This is a genomic window from Kitasatospora cheerisanensis KCTC 2395 (genome assembly GCF_000696185.1).
In the GTDB taxonomy this organism is placed as follows: Bacteria; Actinomycetota; Actinomycetes; order Streptomycetales; family Streptomycetaceae; genus Kitasatospora; species Kitasatospora cheerisanensis.
The window spans coordinates 4,978,804-5,001,450 of record NZ_KK853997.1; the positions used below are offsets into that span (position 1 = coordinate 4,978,804).

A 22,647-nucleotide genomic window follows, 5' to 3' on the forward strand; every position below is an offset into this window, starting at 1 on the left:
GCGTACGGCCTGGCTGTCCGGCGGCGGTCCCGTCCCCCGGGACGACAGTGCCATGGTGTGCGGACAGCCCTTACCGTGTACCCGGTCAGCAGTCCTGAGCCCGAGGAGAGGCCGTGTCCGCCGCCCCCACCACCGCCCCCGCCGCCGCGACCGCGGCGGTCGAGGAACGGCGGCAGTTGCCGCGCACCGATCTGCTGCTGCTGGCGGTGTCGATCGCGGGCATCTCGCTGTCCGCGCCGCTGATCAGCGCGACGGCCGCGCCGGCGCTGGCGATCGCGTTCTGGCGCAACAGCATGTCGGTGGCGGTGCTCGGCCCGTACGCGCTGTGGCGGCACCGGGCCGAGCTGCGCGGGATCTCGCGGCGGTCGCTGGTCCTGGCGATGGCGGCGGGCGTGCTGCTGGCGCTGCACTTCGCGCTGTGGATGCCGAGCCTGCGAATGACCTCGGTGGCGTCCGCGACGGCGCTGGTGACGACCACTCCGCTGTGGGCGATCGTGCTGATGCGGCTGTTCGGGGTGCGCGCGCCGCGACTGGTGTGGCTGGGCGTGGGGTTGGCGTTCGCGGGTGTGCTGGTGCTGACCGGCGTGGACCTGTCGATGTCGCCGCGGGCGCTGCTCGGGGACGGGCTGGCGCTGGCGGCCGGCGCTGCCGCGGCCGGGTACATGCTGCTGGGCGCGGAGGTGCGGCGCACCGTGTCGACCACCGCGTACACGCTGGTCTGCTACGCGACGTGCGCGGTGGCGCTGCTGGCGGCGTGCCTGCTGACGGGCACCCGGCTGGCGGGCTGGCCGGCCGGGGCGTGGTGGCAGATCTTCCTGCTGATGGTGTCGGCGCAGCTGCTCGGGCACTCGCTGAGCAACCGGGTGGTGCGCACGCTGGGCCCGTCGATCACCTCGACCGCGATCCTGCTGGAGACGCCGGGGGCGGCGCTGATCGCGGCGGTGTGGCTGGGCCAGTGGCCCCGGCCGCCGCCTACCCGGCGGTCGGGGTGATCCTGCTGGGCCTGGTGCTGGTGGCCCGGGCGGAGCGCCGCTGACGCCCCGCCGCGGCCCCTACAGCCAGCCGTTGCGGCGGAAGCCCCGGTACATGCCGACGCAGATCAGGGCGATCACGCCGAGCACGGTCGGGTAGCCGTACGTCCACCGGAGCTCCGGCATGTGTTCGAAGTTCATGCCGTACACGCCGGTGATCATGGTGGGGACGGCGAAGATGGCCGCCCACGCGGTGATCTTGCGCATGTCCTCGTTCTGGGCGACGGAGACCTGCGCCAGGTTGGCCTGGAGGAGCGAGTTGAGCAGTTCGTCGAAGCCCTGCACCTGCTCGCTGACCCGGGCGAGGTGGTCGGCGACGTCGCGGAAGTACTTCTGCATCTCCGGGTCGACCAGCCGGGCGACCGGCTCGGACAGCTGAAGCATCGGGCGCAGCAGCGGGGTGACGGCGCGCTTGAACTCCAGCACCTCGCGCTTGAGCTGGTAGACCCGGCCGACGTCGGCGCCGCTGCCGCCGCGGTTGGCGAACACGCCGTACTCGATCTCGTCGACGTCGGTCTGGAGGCGCTCGGCGACCAGCAGGTAGTTGTCCACCACGTGGTCGGCGATGGCGTGCAGGACGGCCGCGGGGCCCTTGGCGAGCAGGCCGGTGCCTTCGGCGTCGGCCTCCAGCCGGAGCCGGAGGGCGCGCAGCGAGGAGTGCGCGCCGTGCCGGACGGTGATCACGAAGTCCGGTCCGGCGAACACCATCAGCTCGCCGGTCTCGACCACCTCGCTGGTCGGGGTGAGCTGCTCGTGCTCGATGTAGCGGACGGTCTTGAAGACCGCGAAGAGCATGTTGTCGTACCGCTCGACCTTGGGGCGCTGGTGCGCGTGCACCGCGTCCTCCACGGCCAGCGGGTGGAGGCCGAAGCGCTGCGCGATGCCCTCGAACTCGGCCTCGGTGGGCTCGTGCAGGCCGATCCAGCTGAACGAGCCGGGTCCGCTCTGGTGCGCGGCCTTGACCTGGCGGGCGGCCTCCCGCGGGCTGCACGTCTCGCCGATGCGCTTGCCCTGCTGGTAGACGGCGCAGTCCACCACCGCGGACGGGGTGGCGCCGGGGTTCAGTCCGAGATCGCCGCCGTCCCGGCGGCGGGGCTGGCGGACGACGGCGGCGCGCAGGTTGTTGATCATCGACATGGCGCGGACTCCCTTGGGCCGGACCGGCGCGCACCCCTGGGCAGGCAGGGACGGCACGACGGCGGAAAACACCGGTGGACACGCCGGGGCCGACGGTGCGTCAGAAAGCCGTTCGCTGGGCGGGTTTCGACGGCTCGACCCCGGGGAAGGTGCTCTCTCGGCCGGACGCCACGCTGCGCACGGGCCCGGGTCAGCCGTGCGAGCGGCGGATCGGGGTGGGCCGGAGAGAGCTGCCGGTACTGCATGGTCGACTGCTGTCCATCGTGACCACCTCCTCCACGCCGGGGCCCGCGCGGGGGCCGTCGCGGCCCTGGTTCGTATTCACAAGGCCGACCGCTCACATTAACAGCTCTTCCCCGTGCCGGGCCCCGGAGTTCGCCGTCGGGCGGGTAAAGGTCGCGCCAAGGCTTGCCCGCCGCCGCGCGCGCTAAGGTCGCGGCATGGCGCACGACTTCCCGCTCTTCGGCGACTTCTCCGATCCCGACGCCGCCCCCGGCCACGGTGCCGGCCCGACCCGGCAGGCCGTCCTGGCCGCCGTCGAGGCCCGGCTGACCAGCACCTTCGGCGAGCCCTCCGGCCGGGCCGCGGTCACCTTCGTCGGCGCGGACCGGATCGAGGTGCTGCGCTTCGGCCCCGACGCCGAGGGCCTGGTCCGGTACGCGACGCTCGGCATGTCGGCGGCCCCGATGGCCGACCCGTCCACGCCGGTCGCCGACCCGGTGCGCGGCCCGCGCGCCGAACTGGTGCTCACCGTGCGCGGCGGGCGCGACGAGGTGCACCGCGCGCTGGTGGTGTTCGCCGCCAGCCCGCAGGTGGAGGGCCTGGTGGTGGCCCCGGGCGGCTCGCTCGACCTGGGCTCGCCGCTGTGGACCGGCGCCCCGTTCACCTCGGTGCTGGCCGCCGAGCCCGGCGGCCTGGTCGAGGACCTCGAACTCCCGGCGCCCGCCGAGGCGGTGCGCTTCCTGCCGCTGCTGCCGATGACGCCCAACGAGGCCGCGTTCAAGCGCGTCCAGGGCGCGGCCGCGCTGGAGGAGCGCTGGCTGCAGCACGGCACCGACCTGCGCGACCCGAACCGCCGCGGCGTCCCGCTGGACTGACCGCCCGTCAGGCCGGGTGGGCGTCGATGAAGCCGAACACCCCGCTGGCCACCAGTTGCACCGCGATCGCCGACAGCAGCAGGCCGGACAGCCGGGTGATCAGCACCACGCCGCCCTCCTTGATCACCCGGATGATCACCAGCGAGAACCGCATGGTCAGCCAGAGCACCGCGTGCATCGCCACGATCGCCGACCACACCGCCACGTACTGCGCGGAGCCGTGGGCCTGCTGCACGCCGAGGATCACCGCGACGATCGCGCCCGGCCCGGCCAGCAGCGGGGTGCCCAGCGGGACGAGGGCGACGTTGACGTCCTTGGTCTGGGTGGGCTCCTCGATCCGGCCGGTCAGCAGGTCCAGCGCGATCAGCAGCAGCAGGATCCCGCCGGAGATCTGCAGCGCCGGGATCGTCACGTGCAGGTAGCCGAGGATCTGCTGCCCGAACAGCCCGAAGCAGGTGATCACCCCGAGCGCCACCAGCGCGGCCTGCCAGGCCATCCGCCGCTGCACCCGGTGCGCCCGGCCGGAGGTGAGGGCCAGGAAGATCGGGATGGTGCCCGGCGGATCCATGATCACGAACAGCGTGACGAACAGCGATCCGAAGACCTTGCCGTCGATCACACCGCCCATACCGGGCATTCTGCGCGTTCCGGACGCCGGTGCGCGGTGGGCGCGCCGGGGCGTCACCCGGTGATCGGCTTCGCCCCCGTCGCCTGCGCCACCAGCGCCTCGTACACCGCCGGATCGGTGGTGAACTCGCCCAGCCGGACGGTCTTGCGGCTGCCGTGGTAGTCGCTGGAGCCCGTCACCAGCAGCCCCAACTCGTCCGCCAGGCCGCGCAGTCGGGCCCGGGTGGGCTCGTCGTGGTCGGTGTGGTCGACCTCCAGGCCGGCCAGCCCGGCGGCCGCCAGGTCGGCGATCACCTGGTCCGACACCGTCCGGCCGCGCTTGTCCGCCCCCGGGTGCGCGAACACCGGTACGCCGCCCGCCGCCCGCACCAGCCGGACCGCCACTGCCGGGTCGGTCTCGTGCTTGCGGACGTCCGCCCGGCCGCCGTTGGCCAGCCACTCGCGGGTGAACGCGTCCGAGACGGTCGCCACCACGCCGGCCTCCACCAGCGCGGACGCGATGTGCGGCCGGCCCACCGAGCCGTCCCCGGCGATCCGCTGCACCTGCTCCCAGCTGATCGGCGCGCCCAGCTCCCGGCAGCGCTCCACGATCGCCCGCCCGCGCCGGAACCGGTCGGTGCGGACCAGCTCCCGTTCGGCCGCGAACTCCGACTCCGCCGGGTCGAACAGGTACGCCAGCAGGTGCATGCTGATCCCGCCCACCTGGCAGGACAGTTCGGCGCCCGGCACCAGGGTCAGGCCCGTCCCGGCCAGCGCGGCCGTCGCCGCGCCGTACCCCGCGACGGTGTCGTGGTCGGTCAGCGCCACCACGTCCAGCCCCGCGGCCACCGCGTTGGCGACCAGTTCGGCGGGGGAGTCGGTGCCGTCCGAGGCATTGCTGTGGGCGTGCAGATCGATACGCATGCCGCCCAGGATAGGGAGCCGCCCGGGGGCGGGAGCGGGTCAGCCGAGAAGTCGCGGGGTGAGCGCCCCGCAGGGCAGCAGGCCGAGTTCGGCGCCCGCGTCCCGCAGGTCGGTGAGCACCAGCTCGTCGTGCATCAGCAGCGCCGACTGCTCGGGCCAGGCGATCGCCCACAGCCACAGGCCGCGCGCCTCGCCGACGTACACCGCCCGGTCGTCCGGCGCGCCCGGCACGTGGAACATCGGGGTCGGCCGGCCCGCCGCCATCAGCTTGGCGTCGGCCGGCTTGTACAGCGCCACCGAGTCGCCCGGGTCCGGCCCGTCCAGCCCCGCGTAGCGGGCGCCCAGGCCGATGCCCAACTCCTCGGCCACCAGCACCAGTTCGCCGAACCCGCCGAGCGGGGCCGGCCCCGAGCAGGCGACGGCGGTGGCGCGGGCCCCCGACAGGTCGTCACCGGCGTGCGCGATCCCGGTGAACAGCCAGCCGACCGGCAGCGGCCAGGGCATCCAGACCGGCACCTGGGAGCGGTTCACGGCGACGTTCAACGCCTCGACGCTGGGCGGCAGCACCGGCTGCATCGGGTGCACCGCACCGTGGCGGTCGCACTGCCAGGTGTCGGAGAAGAGGCCGGGGGCGCGGACCCGACCGGCGCACCTCGGACAGCTCGGCTCGCCCCTCATAAGCGACAACGGTCCTCCCTCCGGAGTGCTGCGTCAAGGACGATCACCCGTAAGTGGTGCGTCGCGAGCCGCCCCGGCGACGACCCGGGTCCGGCAGGGTAGATGTCCCGGGCGGCGCGGCGTCAAACCCCCGCAGGTCGCGGCCCCCGAACACACTGACGCCCCGTCGTCCCAGGGGTCTCCTGCGGTGACGGGGCGTCAGCCGGGTATCGGAACGTCGGACGGCTCGGCGGCTCGTCCGCGTTCGGTCACACGGCCTTGCACGGCCGGATGTAAAGACGTTCGCCGGTTTGCGCGGCGGTCTTCAGGTACTCGGAGACGGTCTCCGCATCGGCGATCAGCCGATCGGTCTCCGCTCCGGCGTGATCCAGTCGAAGGATCTCGAAACGCATGGGCCTCTCCCTTCCCGTCCTCGGGCTACGAGGCGGACTCGGCCGGCGGTCGGCCATCAGGCGATGGCCCGCCGACGCTGGCTGGGTCGGACGTCCGGCAGGTGCAGTCACCCGTCGCTCCCCCCACTCTCAAGCAGGACTTCTTCAGCGGCACTCACGGTGCGGCACCGGAGCGAGGCGACGATGCCTCGTTGACTCACTGTGCCGCGACGCTGCTACCCGGCGGTTGCCCGCCGGTAAATCCGTCATTTCGACGGCCGGAGGAGGGTGCGGCCGTCGTAGGGTTCTGATTCCGGACTGAGTCAAATATTACCCGAGCTAACGATCCTTGTCGCGCGAAAACCGGGGCCGACTTCTGATCAACCGTCAGGAAGCCTGCGAGTGGCCCGGATCCGCCGGGAAAACGACCTGCCCCGCGCCGCGCCGCGCTACGCCGACCAGAACGCGGCCAGCGCCGCCGCCGTCTCCGCCGGACGCTCCGCGTTCGGCGAATGGCCCGCGCCCGCCACCACCGTCCGCAGCGCGCCCAGCCGCTCCGCCATCAGCGACTGTTCGGGCACCGGCCAGGCGTAGTCCCGCTCCCCGGACATCACCAGGGTGCGCAGGCCGACCGCCGCCAGCTCGTCCACCCGGTCCGGGGCCGCCACCAGGTGCGCGGCCATCGCCCGCAGCGCCTGCGGCCGGTTCGCCACCCAGCGGCGGTGCAGGAACTCCGCGATCTCCGGGGCGAGCGGCGGCACCTTCTCGCCCTCCATCTGCTGCATCACCTGCCAGATCGACTCCAGGTCCATCGACTCCAGCGCGCTCAGCAGCAGCTCCGTGCGCGCCGCCTCCGCCGGATCGATCGCCCCCGGCCCCGTCGACAGCAGCGTCAGCGACTCCCACGGCAGGTCGCCGGACGCCGACAGCACCGCCTCCCGCACCACCTGGCCGCCGAACGAATGCCCCAGCAGGTGCAGCGGCCCGTCCGCCCCCAGCTCCGCCGACAGCGCCCGCACGTCCGCCCCCAGCGCCCGCACCGAGTACGCCTCCGGGTCGGCCGGCCCGCCGGACTCGTACTGGCCGCGCTGGTCCACCGCGACCGTCCGGAACCCGGCCTCGGCCAGCGGCTCCAGCAGCGCGATGAAGTCCTCCTTGCTCCCGGTGAACCCCGGCACCAGCAGCGCCGTCCCCCGCACCGGCCCGGCCGGCTCCCCGCGCAGCGCGGCCAGCCCCGCCAGCCGGACCGCCCGCACACACCCCGGCAGCTTCAAGAACGGCGGCGTACTCATGTCTCCGTGCCTCCCGGCAGCTCACCCGACAACCCGTGGCCACCCTACGCAGCACCGCACCGGCCACCACCCGGGGGAGCAGCGGAAACGCCGGAGCGCCCCGGCGGCGAGCGGGCCGCCGCGTCCGCCCGGGAAACGCCGCCGGGGAGGGCCGACCTGGTGCGGTCGGGCCCTCCCCGGCGGGTGAGGCGGTGCGGTTACTGCTCGACGGTCTTGCGGGTCCGGCGCGGGGCCGGGATCTCCTCGGCCGCGATCGGGGCGGCGACCTTCTTGGCGGCCCGCTTGCGCGGAGCCGGAGCGGTCTCCTCGGCCACCACTGTCTCGGCGGCGACGGCCTTCTTGGTCGCCCGCTTGCGCGGGGCGGGGGCCGCGGCCTCCTCGGCCGGAGCCTCGGCGACCTTCTTGGCGGCCCGCTTGCGCGGGGCCGGAGCGGTCTCCTCGGCCACCACGGTCTCGGCGGCGACGGCCTTCTTGGCGACCCGCTTGCGCGGCGCCGGGATCTCCTCCGCCGGGGTCTCGACCGCGGCGACGGCCTTCTTCACGGCCCGCTTGCGGGGAGCCGGAGCGGTCTCCTCGGCGGCGGGGGCCTCGACCGCGGCGACGGCCTTCTTGGTCGTCCGCTTGCGCGGTGCGGGGGCCGCGGCCTCCTCGGCCGGAGCCTCGGCGACCTTCTCGGCGACCTTCTTGGCGGCCCGCTTGCGCGGGGCCGGAGCGGTCTCCTCGGCCACCACGGTCTCGGCGGCGACGGCCTTCTTGGCGGCCCGCTTGCGCGGCGCCGGAGCCTCGACCACCGGCTCGGCGGTCTCCACCACGACCTCGGCGACCGTCTCCGCGGCCGGCGCGGCAGCCTTGCGGGTGCGCTTGCGCGGCGTCCGGGCCGGCGCCTCGGCGGCGGGCTCGGCGACGACCGGGGCCTCGACCACGGGGGCCTCGACCACGGGGGTCACGGCCGCCTCGACCACGGCGGGAGCGGCCGCGGCGGAGCGGCGGTTGCGGCTGCGACGGCGCGAGCTGCGGCCCTCGGACGGGGCGGTCGCGGCCGGCTGCTGCTCGGTGGCCGGCACGGCGGGCGTCGCCGTGGTCTCGGTGCCGGCGACGGAGCTGCCGCCACGGGTGCGACGGCGCTCGCGGCTGCGGCGCGGACGCTCGGCCGGAGCCGGCGTCTCGGGGGCGCTGCCGCGTCCGCCGCGGCCACCGCCACCGGTGCCTGCGCCGGTGCCGCGGCCCGCGCGCTGGCCGCGGCCGCCGGTCTCGCCGAGGTCCTCGACCTCTTCGGCGGCCAGGCCGGCCCGGGTGCGCTCGGAGCGGGGCAGGATGCCCTTGGTGCCGGGCGCGATGCGGAGCAGCTCGTACAGGTGCGGGGAGGTCGAGTAGGTCTCCTCCGGGTCGTTGAACGGCAGGTCCAGCGCCTTGTTGATGAGCTGCCAGCGCGGGATGTCGTCCCAGTCGACCAGGGTGACGGCGGTGCCCGAGGCGCCGGCGCGGCCGGTGCGGCCGATCCGGTGCAGGTAGGTCTTCTCGTCGTCGGTGCACTGGTAGTTGATGACGTGCGTGACGCCCTCGACGTCGATGCCGCGGGCGGCGACGTCGGTGCAGACCAGGACGTCGACCTTGCCGTTGCGGAAGGCGCGCAGCGCCTGCTCGCGGGCGCCCTGGCCGAGGTCGCCGTGCACGGCGCCGGCCGCGAAGCCGCGCTTGGTGAGCTGGTCGGCGACGTCGGCGGCGGTGCGCTTGGTGCGGCAGAAGATCATCGCGAGTCCGCGGCCGTCGGCCTGCAGGATCCGGGAGACCATCTCGACCTTGTCGAGCGAGTGCGCACGGAAGATGTGCTGCTCGATGTTGGCGACGGTGGTGCCGGTGTCGTCCGGCGCGGCGGCCCGGATGTGGGTCGGCTGGCTCATGTACCGGCGGGCCAGCGAGATGACCTGGCCAGGCATGGTGGCGGAGAACAGCAGGGTCTGCCGCTTGGCGGGCAGCATCGTGATGATCTTCTCGACGTCGGGCAGGAAGCCCAGGTCGAGCATCTCGTCGGCCTCGTCCAGCACCAGCGCGCGGACCTTGGACAGGTCGAGCTTGCGCTGGCCGGCCAGGTCGAGCAGGCGGCCGGGGGTGCCGACGACGATGTCGACGCCCTTCTTCAGGGCCTCGACCTGCGGCTCGTAGGCGCGGCCGCCGTAGACCGCGAGCACGCGGACGTTGCGGACCTTGCCGGCGGTCTGCAGGTCGTTGGTGACCTGGGTGCAGAGCTCGCGGGTGGGGACCACGATGAGCGCCTGCGGGCTCTCGGTGAGCTGCTCGGCGGTGGCCCGGCCGGCGGCGACGTCGGCCTTCACCACGACGCGCTCGATCAGCGGGAGTCCGAAGCCCAGGGTCTTGCCGGTGCCGGTCTTGGCCTGGCCGATGACGTCGTGGCCGGTCAGCGCGACCGGCAGGGTCATCTCCTGGATCGGGAAGGGGTGGACGATGCCGACGGCCTCCAGGGCCTCGGCGGTCTCCGGGAGGATCCCGAGGTCCCGGAAGGTCGTCTTGATGGGTTCGGCGGTGGTGGACAGGGTGCTGCCTCTTCCGTGTGGAGGGGCCGAGTTCGAGCGCGTCCTGCCGTGCCCGCGCTGCCCGGTGAGGGGCGCGTCGGGCGGGCGGCGCGGGGGAGGGCGTCCCGTTCTACGGGGTCGTGCGGCCCGGCGCGTCGAGGCGCGGTCCGCGGCGGCCCTCGCTCGGCCTGATGCGGTGCCTGGGCCCGAGGCTCGGGCCAGGTCGGAGCCGATCGGGTCTCCGACCGGGCATCCGCGTACGTGAGCGCCGGGTGCGGTGCACCGGGGGCGGAAACGCCACCGGGTACGACTGCGCGGCCTGCCGACGAAGCGGACGGGCCGCGCGGGTTCACACCTGGCCTCGCTACCTACCATACAGTCAAGCGACGACTCGAACACGTGACGGCGAATACTCCGACCGGCCGCGCCGGGGTGGCGGGACCGCCCGCGACCGTTCCGGCACCGGCCGGGACCACTAAGGTCAGGTGCCATGGAGACTCAGGAACCCGGTGACGGGATCACCGACTCGATCGGGCCCTGGTCGGCCCGGGCCGCCGACCCGCAGTACCGCGCGGCGGTGCTCGACCTGCTCGGCGCGCTCGCGTACGGCGAGCTGAGCGCCTTCGAGCGGCTCGCCGAGGACGCCAAGTTCGCACCCGGCATCGAGGAGAAGGCCGCGCTGGCCCGGATGGCCTCCGCCGAGTTCCAGCACTACCAGTTGCTGCACGACCGGCTGGCCGAGGTGGGCGCCGACCCGGTCGCGGTGATGGAGCCGTTCGTCGAGCCGCTGGAGGCCTTCCACCGGATGACCGCCCCGGCCGACTGGCTGGAGGGCCTGGTCAAGGCGTACGTCGGCGACGCCATCGCCACCGACTTCTACCGCGAGGTGGCGGTCCGGCTGGACGACGACACCCGGGACCTGGTGCTGCGGGTGATGGCCGACACCGGGCACGCCGAGTTCGCGGTGGACCGGGTGCGGCAGGCGATCGAGGACGACCCGCGGGTCGGCGGCCGGCTCGCGCTGTGGGGCCGGCGGCTGATGGGCGAGGCGCTCAGCCAGGCGCAGCGGGTGGTCGCCGAGCGGGACGCGCTGTCCAACCTGCTGGTCGGCGGCGCGCAGGTGCGCGGCTTCGACCTGGTCGAGGTCGGCAAGATGTTCAACCGGATCACCGAGACCCACACCAAGCGGATGGCGGCGCTCGGCCTCGCCTCCTGAGCCGGCCGGAAGGCGTCAGGCGTGGCGGTGACGGCCGCCGCGCCGCCGCGGCGCGAGGTCCGGCCGGGCCGGCACCGACACCAGCAGGACCGCCACCACGCCGGACACCGCCAGCTGCACCGCCGGGGCGTGCCCGTCCATCACGTAGTGGGTGAGCTTCCCGGCGAGCACGGCGGACACCAGCGCGGTGCCCACCGGCAGGGCGCGCGACCGCGCGTACAGCGCCGGCCGGGCCAGCAGGGCGCCGAACCCGACGGCGAGACCGATCATGACGAACGCGATCGTCTCCCACACGGCTGCCTCCCGGGGTTGTGCGGCGCTGCGGCACCCACCGCCTACCCGCCCCGGCCCGCCGGTACGCACAGCACGGCGCCCCGTCCCCCCGGGCGGGGGAACGGGGCGCCGCGACGCGGGCTCAGAGAGTGCCGAAGCCGACCTTGCGGACGGACGGCTCACCGATCTCGACGTACGCGAGCCGGTCCGCCGGGACCAGCACCTTGCGGCCGTGCTCGTCGGACAGCGTGAACAGCTTCGAAGTGCCGTCCAGCGCCTTGGCGACCGCGTCCGCGACCTCTTCGGCAGTTTGCGCGCTCTCCAGGACGATCTCCCGGTTCGCGTTCTGCACGCCGATCTTGACCTCCACGGCTTCCGTCCCTCCGGTAGCTGGCCGCACGCCCGGCCGCAGTTCGCGGACGGTGCGCCGTACGGGCATCACCTTAAGGCAGTAACCCGGCCGGACGGCGAAGGTCCGGGCCCGGTCCGCTCAGGGCCGAATCGGGGGTCACTCGCCGGCGGCGCCGGAGCCCTCCGCGGTCGGGTGCATCGGGAAGCCCTTCAGACCGCGCCAGGCCAGGCTGGCGACCAGCCGGACCGCCTCGTCGCGCGGGACCTCGGACTCCTGGGAGAGCCAGTACCGGGCGGTGATCTGGGCCAGGCCGCAGACGCCCACGGCGAGCAGCTTGGCCTCCGCCTCCGGCAGGTCGGTGTCCTCGGCGATCACCTTGGAGACCAGGGTGGCGCTCAGGTCGGTGGCCCGCTCGACCCGGTCGCGCACGGCCGGCTCGTTGGTCAGGTCCGACTCGAAGACCAGGCGGAACGCGCCGGACTTGCTGGAGACGTAGTGGAAGTACGCCTCCATGGTCGCGGCGACGCGCTGCTTGTTGTCGTTGGTCGCCTCCAGCGCGGCCCGGGTGCCGTCCACCAGGGCGTCGCAGTGCTTGTCCAGCAGCGCGAGGTAGAGCTCCAGCTTCCCCGGGAAGTGCTGGTACAGCACCGGCTTGCTGACGCCGGCCCGCTCGGCGATGTCGTCCATGGCGGCCGCGTGGTAGCCCTGGGCGACGAACACCTCCTGGGCGGCTCCGAGCAGTTGTTCACGGCGGGCGCTTCGCGGCAGGCGGGCACCGCGCGGGCGCTCCTGCGCCTCCTGGATGGCCGTCACGGCGCTCCTCACTTCACGGTCTGCGATGGGCTGGCAAGGTGATTGATTCTACTTTTCGGTAACCCGCTCGTGCGCGGGTGAAGCCGAGTAAAGCGCACAACCGCCCTTGTCGGGACCCCACAATACGGTTCGGACCTGGACTGTCCACAGGCCGAGACCGGCCCGGAACGGCCCCCGGGGCGGACCCGGGCCGGAAACCGGCCGGGTGCGACCGCACCGGCGGCGGGCCGTCCTCACTACCATCGTGCTCCATGAGCGCCGCCCAGCACCCTCTCCCCGCCCTGGAGCCCTACCGCACCGTGGAGGTGCCCGGAGCGGCACTGGCCGTCAGCCGCCACGGCGAACCCCGCGACGGGCTCCCGCCCGCACTGTTCGTTCACGGCCTCGGCGGCTCCGGCGACAACTGGCTGGAGCTGCTCGAACAGCTCGGCGGCGACGTCGACGGCGAGACCGTCGACCTGCCCGGCTTCGGCTGGTCCGCGCCGCCGCTGGACGGCAACCTGAGCCTCTCCGGCCACGTCCGCGCGGTCATCGGGTACCTGGAGGAGACCGGCCGCGGGCCGGTCCACCTGTTCGGCAACTCGCTCGGCGGCGCGGTCTCCGTCCGGCTCGCCGCGCTCCGCCCCGACCTGGTGCGCAGCCTCACCCTGATCTCCCCGGCCCTGCCCGAGCTGCCCCCGCAGCGCACCGCCTGGCCGACCGGGCTGCTCGCCGTCCCCGGCGTCGTCGAACTGATCCGCCGCCGCAGCGCCGGCGCCGACCCGGAGAGCGCCACCGCCGACCTGCTGCGGCTGGTCTACGGCGACCCCGAGGGCATCCCCGCGCACCGCCGGGCCCGCGCCGTCGCCGAGTACCGGCGCCGCTCCGCGCTCCCGTACGCGCTGCACGCGCTGGCCGGGTCCGCGCGCGGCATCGTCAGCGCCTACACCGAGCGCGGCGAGCAGTCGCTGTGGCGGCAGGCCGCGCAGGTCGAGGCGCCGGTGCTGCTGGTGTACGGACTGAAGGACAAGCTGGTCTCCTACCGCTCCGCCCGGCGGGCCTGCGCCGCGTTCCGCGACGCCCGGCTGCTGGTGCTCCCCGAGTCCGGGCACGTGGCGATGCTGGAGCACCCCGAGCCGGTCGCCCGCGCCGTCCGCGAACTGCTCGCCGAGGCCGACGCCGCGCGCTGAACGGGCCGCCCGCGCGGGCGGGAGCGGCGAAAACGCGGCGGAGACACCCGAGGTCACGGCCGTTCACTCGATCAGGTGGCAAGCCGGGCCGGGCCCCCAGGGGTTCCGGCCCGGCGCTCTACCGTCGTGTTGTCGGACCGAACAGGTGTGGGGGGCACGACGGCGAGGGCGGCGGACGCGGGGGAGCGGACACCGGCCGAACGGCCGCCGAGCACGGACGCACTCCCTGGTCGTAGCGCCGGAAACCCGTCGAAACGCTCTTGCTCAGGAGGCGTCGTGCGCATCGCTCTGCTCACCGAGGGCACCCAGGCCAACGCGCAGCGTGGCGAAGGCGGTTGGTGCGGCCGCCTGGTCGACGGCCTGCCCGAGCACGAGTTCCGCCTCTACCGGCTGCTGCCCGCCGACCGGCCCGCCCCGCCCAGCGGGGTGCGCGGCCTGCACGGCGTCCACGAACTGCCCATGTGGGGCCGCCGCCCGGCCGGCCGCGGACCCGCCCCGCTGCGCCGCCGGGCCTACCTGAAGGCGTACGAGGAGCTGGTCCGCGCCCTGGTGCTGCCCGGCGAGCGGGCCGGGTTCGGGCCCGCGCTGTACCGGCTGGCCGCGCTCGGCCGCGACGACGACGCGCTGCCCGCCTTCCTCGCCTCCGGCCACGCGCACCGCACGCTGGAGCGGATCTGGCGCACGCCCGGCGCCGACACCGCCGCCGGCCAGCCGCAGGTCTGCGACGTGCTGGTCGCCGCCGACCTGCTGGAACAGTGCCTGCGGCCGCTCTCCGCACCCTGGTACGGCACCGGCCCGGCCGGGCTCGGCGGCGCCGACCTGTGCCACGTGGTCGGCGGCGGGCCGGCCGCGCTGCCCGCGCTGGTCGCCCGCGAACTGCACGGCGTCCCGTTCGTGGTCACCGAGCACGGCCTGCACCTGCGCGAGCAGTACCGCGGCTACCGCACCGCCCCCTACCGGTGGCCGGTCCGGGCGCTGCTGCTGTCCTTCTTCCGGCAGCTCACCGAGGAGACCTACCGGCAGGCCGCGATACTCACCCCCGGCAGCGCCTACGACCGGCAGTGGCAGCGGCAGTGCGGCGGCGACCCGGCCCGCACCCGGATCGTCCACGAGGGCACCCCCGCCACCGGGCGGGCCGCCGCCGGGGCCGAACCCGCGGCGCCCACGCTGGTCTGGGCCGGCGCACTGGAACCCGGGCGCGACCCCGAACTGATGCTGCACGCCTTCGCGCACGTCCGCGCCGAACTGCCCGACGCCCGGCTGACCGTGTACGGCGAGGAGGGCGCACCCGGCTACCTCGCGCACTGCGAGGCGATCGCCGAACGGCTCGGCATCGCCGCCGCCGTCGAGTTCGCCGGCCGGCCGGAGAGCCTGGCCGCGGCCTGGGAGGCCGGCAGCGCCGTGGTGTTCAGCGCGCTCGCCCAGCGCAGCCCCCGGCTGCTCGCCGACGCCATGCTCAGCGGCCGCGCCGTGATCGCCACCGAGGTCGGCGTCGCCCGCGAGGTGCTCGGCCCCACCGGGCTGCTGGTGCCGCCGCGCAGCCCGCGCGCCCTCGCCGGGGCCTGCCTGGCGCTGCTCCGCGACCACGAGCGCCGGTCCCGGCTCGGACTGGCCGGCCGGCTGCGGGCGCAGGAACGCTTCGCCGTGGAACCGGTGGTCGGCGCGTTCCGCGAGATCTACCTCGAACTTGTCTCCCGCTACCCGGCGTTCCCGGCCCGCCCGGGCACCCCCGCCCGGCCGTTCGCCCGCCCCGCCGAGTACTGGGTGGCGGGCGGCGGAACCCCGCCGCCCGCCGCCGAACCGGTCGCCGGCCCCGCCCTCGCGGAGGCGGTGTGACCCCGCCGCCGGCCGACCCGGTCCGCGAACTCCTCGACGCCAACCGCGAACTGTGCGAACGCGCGGTCCACCCGCTGGAGATCGCCGCCGCCCTGGAGGACTCCGGCCTGGCCGTCGACGGCGCCGCCCGCTACCGGCACGCCGACGTGTTCGGCCTCGCCGAGGAGCTGTACGCCCGCGTGCCGCGCCGCCCGCCCGCCCCGAACCGCTGCCGGACGCCCCGGCCGCGCGCCGCCCGAGCGCCGCCGCGCTGTACGGCGCCCTCGTCCACCTGCTGCCGCTGCTGCCGGCCGCCGCGCTCGGCGGACCGGCCGGCACCGCGCTGGCCGTGCTGGCCGGCGCGGGCGCGCAGGCGCTGACGGCCGGCCGGGACGGCGGCGCGCCCCGGCCCGCCGCGCCCGCCGGGTGGCAGCCGGAGGACGGACTGCTCGACGACCCGGCCGGCGCCGGGCGCGGCCCGTCCGCCCGCCGGTCCGGCCGGTGGACGGCGCTCGGACAGGGCGCCGGCAGCGGGCTGCTGCTCGCGCTGCTCTGCGCCGCCGCCCCCGGCGCGGCCCTCGCGGTCGCCCTCGGCGGTGCGAGCGCCGGCTGGGGCGCGGCCCGGCTGCGCCGGTTCGGCCGGCGGCAGCGCGGGGCCGCCACGCTCCGGGAGTTCCGCGCCCGGCTGCGGCCCGCCCTGCCGCTGGCCGTGCTGGCACAGCTGGCGGTTCTTGCCGCGCTCGGCCGCCTCGCGGTCCGGGACGCCGACGGCACCGTGCTGGCCGCGCTGCTGGTCTGCGGCGTGCTGCCGCTGCTGGCCGGCGCGGTGCGCGACGCCGGGCGGCCCGGCACCGCGGCGGTCGCGGTGCTGACCGCCGCGACCGGCGCGGCCGTGCTGTCGCTGCCCGGCCCGGCGCACTGGCTCGGCGCGCCGCCGCCGGGCCCGGTGCTGGCCGCCGCGCTCGGGCCGGCGGTGCTGCTGGCCGGGCGCGCCTGGCCGCTGAGCACCGGGCCGGCGGCGTACGCGGCCGGCCGCCCCGACTTGTCGATCGGAACTCGTTGCCCGGCCGGTGCCGGGCCTGATGGAAGGACTCGGACCCGATGAGGGTGTTGCTGCTGGGAGCCGACGGGTTCATCGGCCGGCGGGTCGCCGACCGGCTGCTGGCGGAGGACGGGCTCCAGGTGACCGTACTGGGCCGGGGCGACTCCGCCGACATCCGGTTCGACCTGGCCGCCGGCAGTCCGGGAGCGCTGGCCCGCTTCCTGGACGCGGTCGCCCCACAGGTGGTGATCAACTGCGCGGGCGCCACCTACGGCACGTCACGGGCGCTGATCCGGGCGAACACGCTGGCGGTGGCGACGGTCTGCGAGGCGATCCGGCGCAGCCGGGAGCCCGCCCGGCTGGTGCACGTCGGATCCGCCGCCGAGTACGGCCCGGCCCAGCCGGGCGGGCCGATCCCGGAGAGCGCGGAGCCGCGCCCGGTCGGGCCGTACGGGGTGTCGAAGCTGGCCGGCACCGAGCTGGTGCTGAGCTCGGGCCTGGACGCGCTGGTGCTGCGGGTGTTCGACGTGGTCGGGCCGGGCTCGCCGACGGCCTCGCTGTTCGGGCGGCTCGCCGAGGGCCTGCGGCGGGCGCTGGAGCAGGACGAGGACCAGGTCCGGATGCCGGACCTGTCCGGCTACCGGGACTTCGTGGACGTCCGGGACGTGGCCCGGGCGATCCAGGCGGCGGCGGTGTCCGCGGCCACCGGCGTGATCAACATCGGCAGCGGCCACGCCGTCCGGGCCCGGGAGGCGGCCCACCTGCTGGTCCGGGCGTCCGGCTTCGAGGGGACGATCGGCGAGGACGCCCGCCAGGTGGTGCTGCCCGCGCAGCAGGCGCTCGCCGAGGGCGCCCGGGCGATCGAGGCGCGGCAGGCGCCGGAGCCGGTGCAGTGGCGGCAGGCGGACGTCCGGACCGCCCGCGACCGTCTCGGATGGCGGACACAGGTGCCGCTGGAGGAGTCGCTCGGGGACGTCTGGCTGGAGACCGCCTGCCGGGTGTGATCCGGCCCGGCCGGGCCTGACCAGGGGGTTCGGGGCGGGCTGCGAAGTCTCGCCATCCGGTGCCGGGCATCTCAGCAAGTGGACCTGCTGTCTTGGAATACCCCGGGCACGTGACACTGTTGGCGTAGTCGAACGAGAAACTGACGACCATCGGAGTCCCCGTGTCGCTGCCACCCCTGGTCGAGCCCGCCGCCGAGCTCACCGTCGAAGAGGTCCGCCGGTACTCCCGCCACCTGATCATCCCCGATGTGGGCATGGACGGGCAGAAGCGGCTCAAGAACGCCAAGGTGCTCTGCGTCGGCGCCGGCGGCCTCGGTTCGCCGGCCCTGATGTACATGGCCGCCGCCGGTGTCGGCACCCTCGGCATCGTCGAGTTCGACACCGTCGACGAGTCGAACCTGCAGCGGCAGATCATCCACGGCCAGTCCGACATCGGCCGTTCCAAGGCCGAGTCCGCGCGCGACTCGGTCAAGGAGATCAACCCGCTGGTCAACGTGGTGCTGCACGAGGAGCGCCTCGACAACGACAACGTGATGGAGATCTTCTCCGGCTACGACCTGATCGTCGACGGCACCGACAACTTCGCCACCCGGTACCTGGTGAACGACGCCGCGGTGCTGCTCGGCAAGCCGTACGTGTGGGGCTCCATCTACCGCTTCGACGGCCAGGCCAGCGTGTTCTGGGCCGAGCACGGCCCGTGCTACCGCTGCCTCTACCCGGAGGCCCCGCCGCCGGGCATGGTGCCGTCCTGCGCCGAGGGCGGCGTGCTCGGCGTGCTGTGCGCCTCGATCGGCTCGATCCAGGTCAACGAGGCGATCAAGCTGCTGGCCGGCATCGGCGAGCCACTGGTCGGCCGACTGATGATCTACGACGCCCTGGAGATGCAGTACCGCTCGGTGAAGGTCCGCAAGGATCCGAACTGCGCGCTCTGCGGCGAGAACCCGACCGTCACCGAACTGATCGACTACGAGTCGTTCTGCGGCGTCGTCTCGGAGGAGGCCTCGGCCGCCGCCCTCGGCTCCACGATCACCTCCAAGCAGCTCAAGGAGTGGATCGACAACGGCGAGGACATCGACATCATCGACGTCCGCGAGATCAACGAGTACGAGATCGTCAACATCCCGGGCGCCCGCCTGATCCCGAAGAACGAGTTCCTGATGGGCAACGCCCTGCAGGACCTGCCGCAGGACAAGCGCATCGTGCTGCACTGCAAGACCGGCGTCCGCTCGGCCGAGGTGCTCGCCGTGCTGAAGTCCGCCGGCTTCGCCGACGCCGTGCACCTGGGCGGCGGCGTGATCGGCTGGGTCAACCAGATCGAGCCCGAGAAGCCGGTCTACTGACGGCCGGTCAGTACTGACGAAGTCTCAGCGAACCGCCCGGCCGGGGGAATTCCCCGGTCGGGCGGTTCTGCGTGACCATGGGTGCGGAACGGCACAGCTGCGCCGCCCGTGGCGCACACGTTCGACAGGGACGGGGGAGTCCGATGGGCAAGCACGTGGTGGTCGGCGCCGGGCCGGTCGGATCGGCCACCGCCCGGCTGCTCGCCGAGCGCGGCGAACAGGTCGTGGTGGTCACCCGCACCACCGCCTCCGCCGCCCCGCTGGACGGCGTGCGGCGCCTCCAGCTGGACGCCTCCGACGCGCAGGCCCTCGGCGCCGCCGCCGAGGGCGCCGAGGTGCTCTACAACTGCGCCAACCCGCCCTACCACCGCTGGCCGGAGGTCTGGCCGCCGCTGGCCGCCGCCCTGCTCGCCGCCGCCGAGCGCAGCGGCGCGGTGCTGACCACCGTCTCCAACCTGTACGGCTACGGCGCGGTGGACGGGCCGATGAGCCCCGACACGCCGCTGCGGCCGGTCTCCGCCAAGGGCGAGGTGCGGGCCGCGATGTGGCGCGACGCGCTGGCCGCGCACCGGGCGGGGCGGGTCCGCGCCACCGAGGTGCGCGGCTCCGACTACCTGGCGGCGAACGCCGTCAGCGCCCTCGACGACCGGGCGTTCTCCCGCGCCCTGGCCGGCCGCACCGTCCAGGTCCTCGGTGACCCGGACGCCCCGCACAGCTGGACGGCCCCGCAGGACGTCGCCCGCCTGCTGGCCGCCGCCGGCGCCGACGAGCGCGCCTGGGGCCGGGCCTGGCACGTGCCGAGCAACGCGCCGCGCAGCCAGCGGCAGGTGGTCGCCGAGCTGTGCGCCGCCGCCGGGCGGCCCGCCGCGAAGGTCACCGGCATCCCGCGCCCGCTGCTCGCCCTGCTCGGCCTGGCCAATCCGACGATCCGCTCCGCCCGGGAGACCGCCTACCAGTTCGAGCGCCCGTTCGTCCTCGACGACACCGCCACCCGCGAGACCTTCGGCCTGGCGCCGACGCCCTGGGAGGAGATGCTCGCCGGGATCGTTGCCGCCCACCCGGAGCGCTAGAGCGCGTCCTTGCGCTGGAGCACGTTGTAGGCGACCCAGCCCGGGACGACCGGCAGCCAGAAGGTGAGCAGGCGGTACAGGAACACCGCCGGGGTGGCCGCGGTGAGCGGGACGCCGGCCGCGGTCAGGGCGCCGATCAGGGCGATCTCGACCGGGCCGATGCCGCCCGGGGTGGGGATCGCCGAGCCGGCCGCGTTCGCGGTCAGGAACACCACGGCGACGGCCGCGTAGGTGACGTGCCCGCCGCCGCCGAAGGCCTGCACCGAGGCGTCCAGGCAAGCGGTGAAGGACAGCGTCAGCAGCAGGATGCCGCCGAAGCCGGTGACCAGCTTGCGCGGGGTCTGCATCAGGTCGAGCATCCGCGGGATCACGCCGAACAGCAGCGAGCGGACCCGGGTCACCACGAACCGGCGCAGCGGGGCGACCGCGGCCACCACCAGGGCGAGCACCGCGGCGGACAGCACCCCGATGATCACCGCCCGGGACGCGCCCAGGTCCCCGTTGGTCTGGGTGCCGGTGATCAGGCCGAAGGCGAACAGCAGCAGCAGGTGCCCGCCCAGGCCGGCCAGCTGCGAGGCGCCCACCGAGGCGGCGGCCTGCACCGGCCGGATCCCGGCCTTCTGCAGGTAGCGGGTGTTCAGTGCGATGCCGCCGACCGCCGCCGGGGCGACCAGCTTCACGAAGGACCCGGCGACCTGCGCGGCGACCGTCCGGCCGAACGGCAGCTTCTCCGGCACGAAGCCGGTCAGGCTCATCGCCGCCGCCACGTACGACCCGGCCGCGGCGGCCAGCGCGGCCGCCGCCCAGGCCCAGTTCATCTGGGAGACCTTGAACTGGTCCGGCCGGATCGTGGTCAGCGCCAGGTAGGCGGCGAAGGTCAGCGCCACCAGCATGATCAGCGTCTTCGGCTTGAGCCGCTCCAGCTTGGCCGGGGCCATCGGCGCCTCGGGCGCGATCTGCAGGATCTGCCCGCGCAGCTTGGCCAGCAGGTCCTCGTTGGCCTGCGCGATGTCCTCCTCGGCCTGCTGCTGGGTGCGTTCGCCGGAGGCGACCTGCTTGAGCGCCAGCGCCTTCGCGGCGGCCTTCCGCTCCTTGGTCATCCGCTGCAGGTCGCCGCGGGTCTGCCGGCTCAGGCCGACCGGCTGCAGCAGCGGCAGCGCCTCGGCGACCCGGGCCGGGCCGAGCACGCCGGTGGCGGCGGCCACCGCCCGCTCCGGGCCGGTGCGCAGCGCGAAGGTGGTGAGCAGCTGGGCGACGTCGATGCGCAGCGTCAGGTCGCCGGCCGCGATGTCGCCGCCGGACAGGTTGATCAGGCAGCCGGTGCGCTCGTCCACCGCCAGCAGGGACTCGCCGGTGAGCCGGCGGTGCGCGATCCGGCGTTCGTGCAGGGTGGCCACGGACGCCCAGAACGAGGCCATCACCGCGTCGGTGACCTCCTCGTCGGCGAGCTCGTCCAGGGTGCGGCCGGCCACGTTCTCGTAGACCAGGATCGCGGCGTCCGGGCCCAGCTCGGAGGTGGCGACCAGCTGCGGGGCGCGGGCCCCGGAGGCGGCGGCCGCGTAGGCGATCAGCGCCTCCTGCTCCAGGGCCTGGCGCAGCGACTGCGGGCTGCGGCGGACCGCGACCGAGCGCAGCCGCAGCCGCCGCCAGGCCCGGTAGAAGAAGCCGGAGGCCTGCTGCTCGCGGTCGATGATGTGCACGTCCAGCAGCGGGCCCTGCTGCTGGACGACCAGGTAGCGGCGGGTGCCGCCGGGGCCGTCGGGGGCCAGGTGGGCGGCGGACGGGGTGAAGCCGACCTTGCGGAGGCCGATCATCAGGTGCTGCCCGGTCGGCCGGATGTTCGGCGAGCCGATCGCGTACAGCGTGCCGTACGCCACCGACCAGCCGATCAGCACGGTGAGCAGCAGCGACAGCGGGGTGGTGTAGCCGTTGACCAGCTCGGTCGCGCCGGACAGGATCACCACTATCCACAGGGCGACCCGCCAGCGCGGCCGGCTCGACATGCCGACGGCCGTCATGTAGGCGATCACCGGGGCGAGGTAGCCGTGCACCGGATCGGTGAGGGTCTCGCCGCCGCCCGGCCCGAACTGGGTGAGCGCGTTGCGGATCTCCTCGGGCGCGCTGGCCGCCACCCACCAGTCGACGCCCAGCGAGACGCCGTACGCGAGCACCGAGGCGAGCACGCCGTCGGCGACCCGCAGGCCGTCGCGTTTGATCAGCCGCTCGACCGCGAACGCCAGCGGCACCGCCAGCACCGCGACCGAGGAGACCAGCGCGGAGATGGTGGACAGCAGGTCGGGGATCCGCTTGGCATTGATCGTGATGTCGCTCTCGATGCCGCTGGTGGTGGAGACCGCCACCTGCGCGAGGACGAACACCGCGACGATGCCGAGCAGTCCGGCGAGGAAGCGCAGCAGGTCCGAGGGCCGGTGGGCGCGCGGCGGCAGCAGCGGCTCGTCGACCGCCAGGTGCTCGCCGGCCGGCTCGTCCGGGTGCTCCCCGGCGTCCTCCCCGGCCGCCCCGTCGGCCGGCTGCCCGGCGGTGTGCTGGTCCGGCCGCTCCGGCGGACGGTCCGGTGTGCCCGGACGGTCCGCACCGTCGTCCGGCGGCAGCTGAGCGGCCACCGCGTCCTCCCCCGTGTGGTGCGCGTCCCGCGCCCGGTGGCGCAGGTCGACCGGCGGGGCGTCCTCGCCCCGCGGGGCGGAACCGTCGGTGGCGGACTCCCCGGAGCCCTCGTCCACGTTCAATTCAGCCGTCCCGGTCATCTGTCTTGTTCCTCGTGTGTCGCACTGCCCCGAAGATGCTGCCATGCCCGGAACCCCGGTGCGGTCCAGGGGCGGTAATCCCGCGCGCCGCATCGCCCTCACGGGGTGCGGGAAATCGACC

21 protein-coding genes are annotated in these 22,647 nt (G+C 74.8%); 10 read left to right on the forward strand and 11 right to left on the reverse strand.

What is annotated here, in order from left to right; genetic code table 11:
• The first annotated feature begins 113 nt into the window (after positions 1-113).
• Positions 114-992, forward strand: coding sequence for a DMT family transporter (locus tag KCH_RS22685; RefSeq protein ID WP_051653357.1), 879 nt, complete (start codon positions 114-116; stop codon positions 990-992).
• Between the two features lie 60 nt (positions 993-1,052).
• Here the strand turns inward: KCH_RS22685 and corA are convergent, their stop codons facing one another.
• The gene (corA, locus tag KCH_RS22690; protein WP_035865677.1) at positions 1,053-2,168 is read right to left on the reverse strand and encodes a magnesium/cobalt transporter CorA; all 1,116 of its coding nucleotides are present in this window, start codon (positions 2,166-2,168) and stop codon (positions 1,053-1,055) included.
• Positions 2,169-2,608: 440 nt separating this feature from the next.
• Here corA and KCH_RS22695 point away from each other — a divergent pair, with 440 nt between their 5' ends.
• Positions 2,609-3,265 (forward strand): suppressor of fused domain protein, encoded by a 657-nt coding sequence (locus KCH_RS22695; RefSeq protein WP_084223867.1) that lies wholly within the window; start codon positions 2,609-2,611, stop codon positions 3,263-3,265.
• A 7-nt stretch (positions 3,266-3,272) separates the two neighbouring features.
• Here KCH_RS22695 and KCH_RS22700 read toward each other — a convergent pair whose 3' ends face one another.
• The 6 genes from KCH_RS22700 to KCH_RS22720 all read right to left on the reverse strand — a co-directional run bounded on the left by KCH_RS22700 (position 3,273) and on the right by KCH_RS22720 (position 9,574).
• Entirely contained in the window at positions 3,273-3,884 is a 612-nt protein-coding gene (locus KCH_RS22700; protein WP_035873289.1) for a MarC family protein, read from the reverse strand.
• A 62-nt stretch (positions 3,885-3,946) separates the two neighbouring features.
• Positions 3,947-4,795, reverse strand: coding sequence for a PHP domain-containing protein (locus KCH_RS22705; protein WP_035865680.1), 849 nt, complete (start codon positions 4,793-4,795; stop codon positions 3,947-3,949).
• A gap of 39 nt (positions 4,796-4,834) precedes the next feature.
• Positions 4,835-5,473 (reverse strand): DUF6758 family protein, encoded by a 639-nt coding sequence (locus KCH_RS22710; protein ID WP_035865683.1) that lies wholly within the window; start codon positions 5,471-5,473, stop codon positions 4,835-4,837.
• A 248-nt stretch (positions 5,474-5,721) separates the two neighbouring features.
• Positions 5,722-5,865, reverse strand: a complete 144-nt coding sequence (locus KCH_RS42650; RefSeq protein ID WP_167574101.1) for a hypothetical protein — start codon at positions 5,863-5,865, stop codon at positions 5,722-5,724.
• 428 nt (positions 5,866-6,293) lie between these two features.
• Positions 6,294-7,136 (reverse strand): alpha/beta fold hydrolase, encoded by an 843-nt coding sequence (locus tag KCH_RS22715; protein ID WP_035865685.1) that lies wholly within the window; start codon positions 7,134-7,136, stop codon positions 6,294-6,296.
• A gap of 197 nt (positions 7,137-7,333) precedes the next feature.
• Positions 7,334-9,574, reverse strand: a complete 2,241-nt coding sequence (locus tag KCH_RS22720) for a DEAD/DEAH box helicase (protein ID WP_035865687.1) — start codon at positions 9,572-9,574, stop codon at positions 7,334-7,336.
• A gap of 583 nt (positions 9,575-10,157) precedes the next feature.
• Here KCH_RS22720 and KCH_RS22725 point away from each other — a divergent pair.
• Positions 10,158-10,883 (forward strand): ferritin-like fold-containing protein, encoded by a 726-nt coding sequence (locus KCH_RS22725; protein ID WP_035865690.1) that lies wholly within the window; start codon positions 10,158-10,160, stop codon positions 10,881-10,883.
• Positions 10,884-10,898: 15 nt separating this feature from the next.
• On the opposite strand, the gene KCH_RS22730 is transcribed toward KCH_RS22725, so the two are convergent.
• The 3 genes from KCH_RS22730 to KCH_RS22740 form a co-directional block, all read right to left on the reverse strand.
• On the reverse strand, positions 10,899-11,177 hold the full coding sequence (locus KCH_RS22730) for a hypothetical protein (protein ID WP_035865693.1): 279 nt from the start codon (positions 11,175-11,177) through the stop codon (positions 10,899-10,901).
• A gap of 121 nt (positions 11,178-11,298) precedes the next feature.
• Entirely contained in the window at positions 11,299-11,526 is a 228-nt protein-coding gene (locus tag KCH_RS22735) for a DUF3107 domain-containing protein (protein ID WP_035865696.1), read from the reverse strand.
• A gap of 138 nt (positions 11,527-11,664) precedes the next feature.
• Positions 11,665-12,321: a TetR/AcrR family transcriptional regulator gene (locus KCH_RS22740; protein WP_035865698.1), complete on the reverse strand. Its 657-nt coding sequence runs from the start codon at positions 12,319-12,321 to the stop codon at positions 11,665-11,667.
• A 251-nt stretch (positions 12,322-12,572) separates the two neighbouring features.
• Here KCH_RS22740 and KCH_RS22745 point away from each other — a divergent pair, with 251 nt between their 5' ends.
• The 7 genes from KCH_RS22745 to KCH_RS22775 all read left to right on the forward strand — a co-directional run bounded on the left by KCH_RS22745 (position 12,573) and on the right by KCH_RS22775 (position 19,761).
• Positions 12,573-13,490, forward strand: coding sequence for an alpha/beta fold hydrolase (locus KCH_RS22745; RefSeq protein WP_035865701.1), 918 nt, complete (start codon positions 12,573-12,575; stop codon positions 13,488-13,490).
• Between the two features lie 276 nt (positions 13,491-13,766).
• Positions 13,767-15,326, forward strand: coding sequence for a DUF3492 domain-containing protein (locus tag KCH_RS22750; RefSeq protein WP_051653358.1), 1,560 nt, complete (start codon positions 13,767-13,769; stop codon positions 15,324-15,326).
• On the forward strand, positions 15,323-15,685 hold the full coding sequence (locus KCH_RS22755; RefSeq protein ID WP_035865704.1) for a hypothetical protein: 363 nt from the start codon (positions 15,323-15,325) through the stop codon (positions 15,683-15,685). The genes KCH_RS22750 and KCH_RS22755 overlap by 4 nt, the downstream gene beginning before the upstream one ends.
• A complete protein-coding gene (locus KCH_RS22760; protein ID WP_035865707.1) occupies positions 15,655-16,410 on the forward strand; it encodes a hypothetical protein in 756 nt (251 codons plus the stop codon). The genes KCH_RS22755 and KCH_RS22760 overlap by 31 nt, the downstream gene beginning before the upstream one ends.
• On the forward strand, positions 16,407-17,351 hold the full coding sequence (locus tag KCH_RS22765) for an NAD-dependent epimerase/dehydratase family protein (protein ID WP_035865711.1): 945 nt from the start codon (positions 16,407-16,409) through the stop codon (positions 17,349-17,351). Before KCH_RS22760 ends, KCH_RS22765 begins: the two co-directional genes overlap by 4 nt.
• Before the next feature lie 161 nt (positions 17,352-17,512).
• Positions 17,513-18,691, forward strand: a complete 1,179-nt coding sequence (gene moeZ, locus KCH_RS22770) for an adenylyltransferase/sulfurtransferase MoeZ (RefSeq protein WP_035865714.1) — start codon at positions 17,513-17,515, stop codon at positions 18,689-18,691.
• Between the two features lie 143 nt (positions 18,692-18,834).
• Positions 18,835-19,761 (forward strand): NAD-dependent epimerase/dehydratase family protein, encoded by a 927-nt coding sequence (locus KCH_RS22775; RefSeq protein ID WP_035865716.1) that lies wholly within the window; start codon positions 18,835-18,837, stop codon positions 19,759-19,761.
• On the opposite strand, the gene KCH_RS22780 is transcribed toward KCH_RS22775, so the two are convergent.
• A complete protein-coding gene (locus tag KCH_RS22780; protein ID WP_244305405.1) occupies positions 19,758-22,526 on the reverse strand; it encodes a lysylphosphatidylglycerol synthase transmembrane domain-containing protein in 2,769 nt (922 codons plus the stop codon). The two genes, KCH_RS22775 and KCH_RS22780, sit on opposite strands and share 4 nt — an antisense overlap.
• Positions 22,527-22,647: the final 121 nt, after the last annotated feature.

Bases quoted from the DNA above. Each gene is read 5' to 3' on its own strand.
- corA (WP_035865677.1), bottom strand. From the start codon at position 2,168: ATGTCGATGATCAACAACCTGCGCGCCGCCGTCGTCCGCCAGCCCCGC.
- KCH_RS22695 (WP_084223867.1), top strand. From the start codon at position 2,609: ATGGCGCACGACTTCCCGCTCTTCGGCGACTTCTCCGATCCCGACGCC.
- KCH_RS22705 (WP_035865680.1), bottom strand. From the start codon at position 4,795: ATGCGTATCGATCTGCACGCCCACAGCAATGCCTCGGACGGCACCGAC.
- KCH_RS22710 (WP_035865683.1), bottom strand. From the start codon at position 5,473: ATGAGGGGCGAGCCGAGCTGTCCGAGGTGCGCCGGTCGGGTCCGCGCC.
- KCH_RS42650 (WP_167574101.1), bottom strand. From the start codon at position 5,865: ATGCGTTTCGAGATCCTTCGACTGGATCACGCCGGAGCGGAGACCGAT.
- KCH_RS22715 (WP_035865685.1), bottom strand. From the start codon at position 7,136: ATGAGTACGCCGCCGTTCTTGAAGCTGCCGGGGTGTGTGCGGGCGGTC.
- KCH_RS22720 (WP_035865687.1), bottom strand. From the start codon at position 9,574: ATGACCCTGCCGGTCGCGCTGACCGGCCACGACGTCATCGGCCAGGCC.
- KCH_RS22725 (WP_035865690.1), top strand. From the start codon at position 10,158: ATGGAGACTCAGGAACCCGGTGACGGGATCACCGACTCGATCGGGCCC.
- KCH_RS22745 (WP_035865701.1), top strand. From the start codon at position 12,573: ATGAGCGCCGCCCAGCACCCTCTCCCCGCCCTGGAGCCCTACCGCACC.
- KCH_RS22765 (WP_035865711.1), top strand. From the start codon at position 16,407: ATGAGGGTGTTGCTGCTGGGAGCCGACGGGTTCATCGGCCGGCGGGTC.
- KCH_RS22775 (WP_035865716.1), top strand. From the start codon at position 18,835: ATGGGCAAGCACGTGGTGGTCGGCGCCGGGCCGGTCGGATCGGCCACC.
- KCH_RS22780 (WP_244305405.1), bottom strand. From the start codon at position 22,526: ATGACCGGGACGGCTGAATTGAACGTGGACGAGGGCTCCGGGGAGTCC.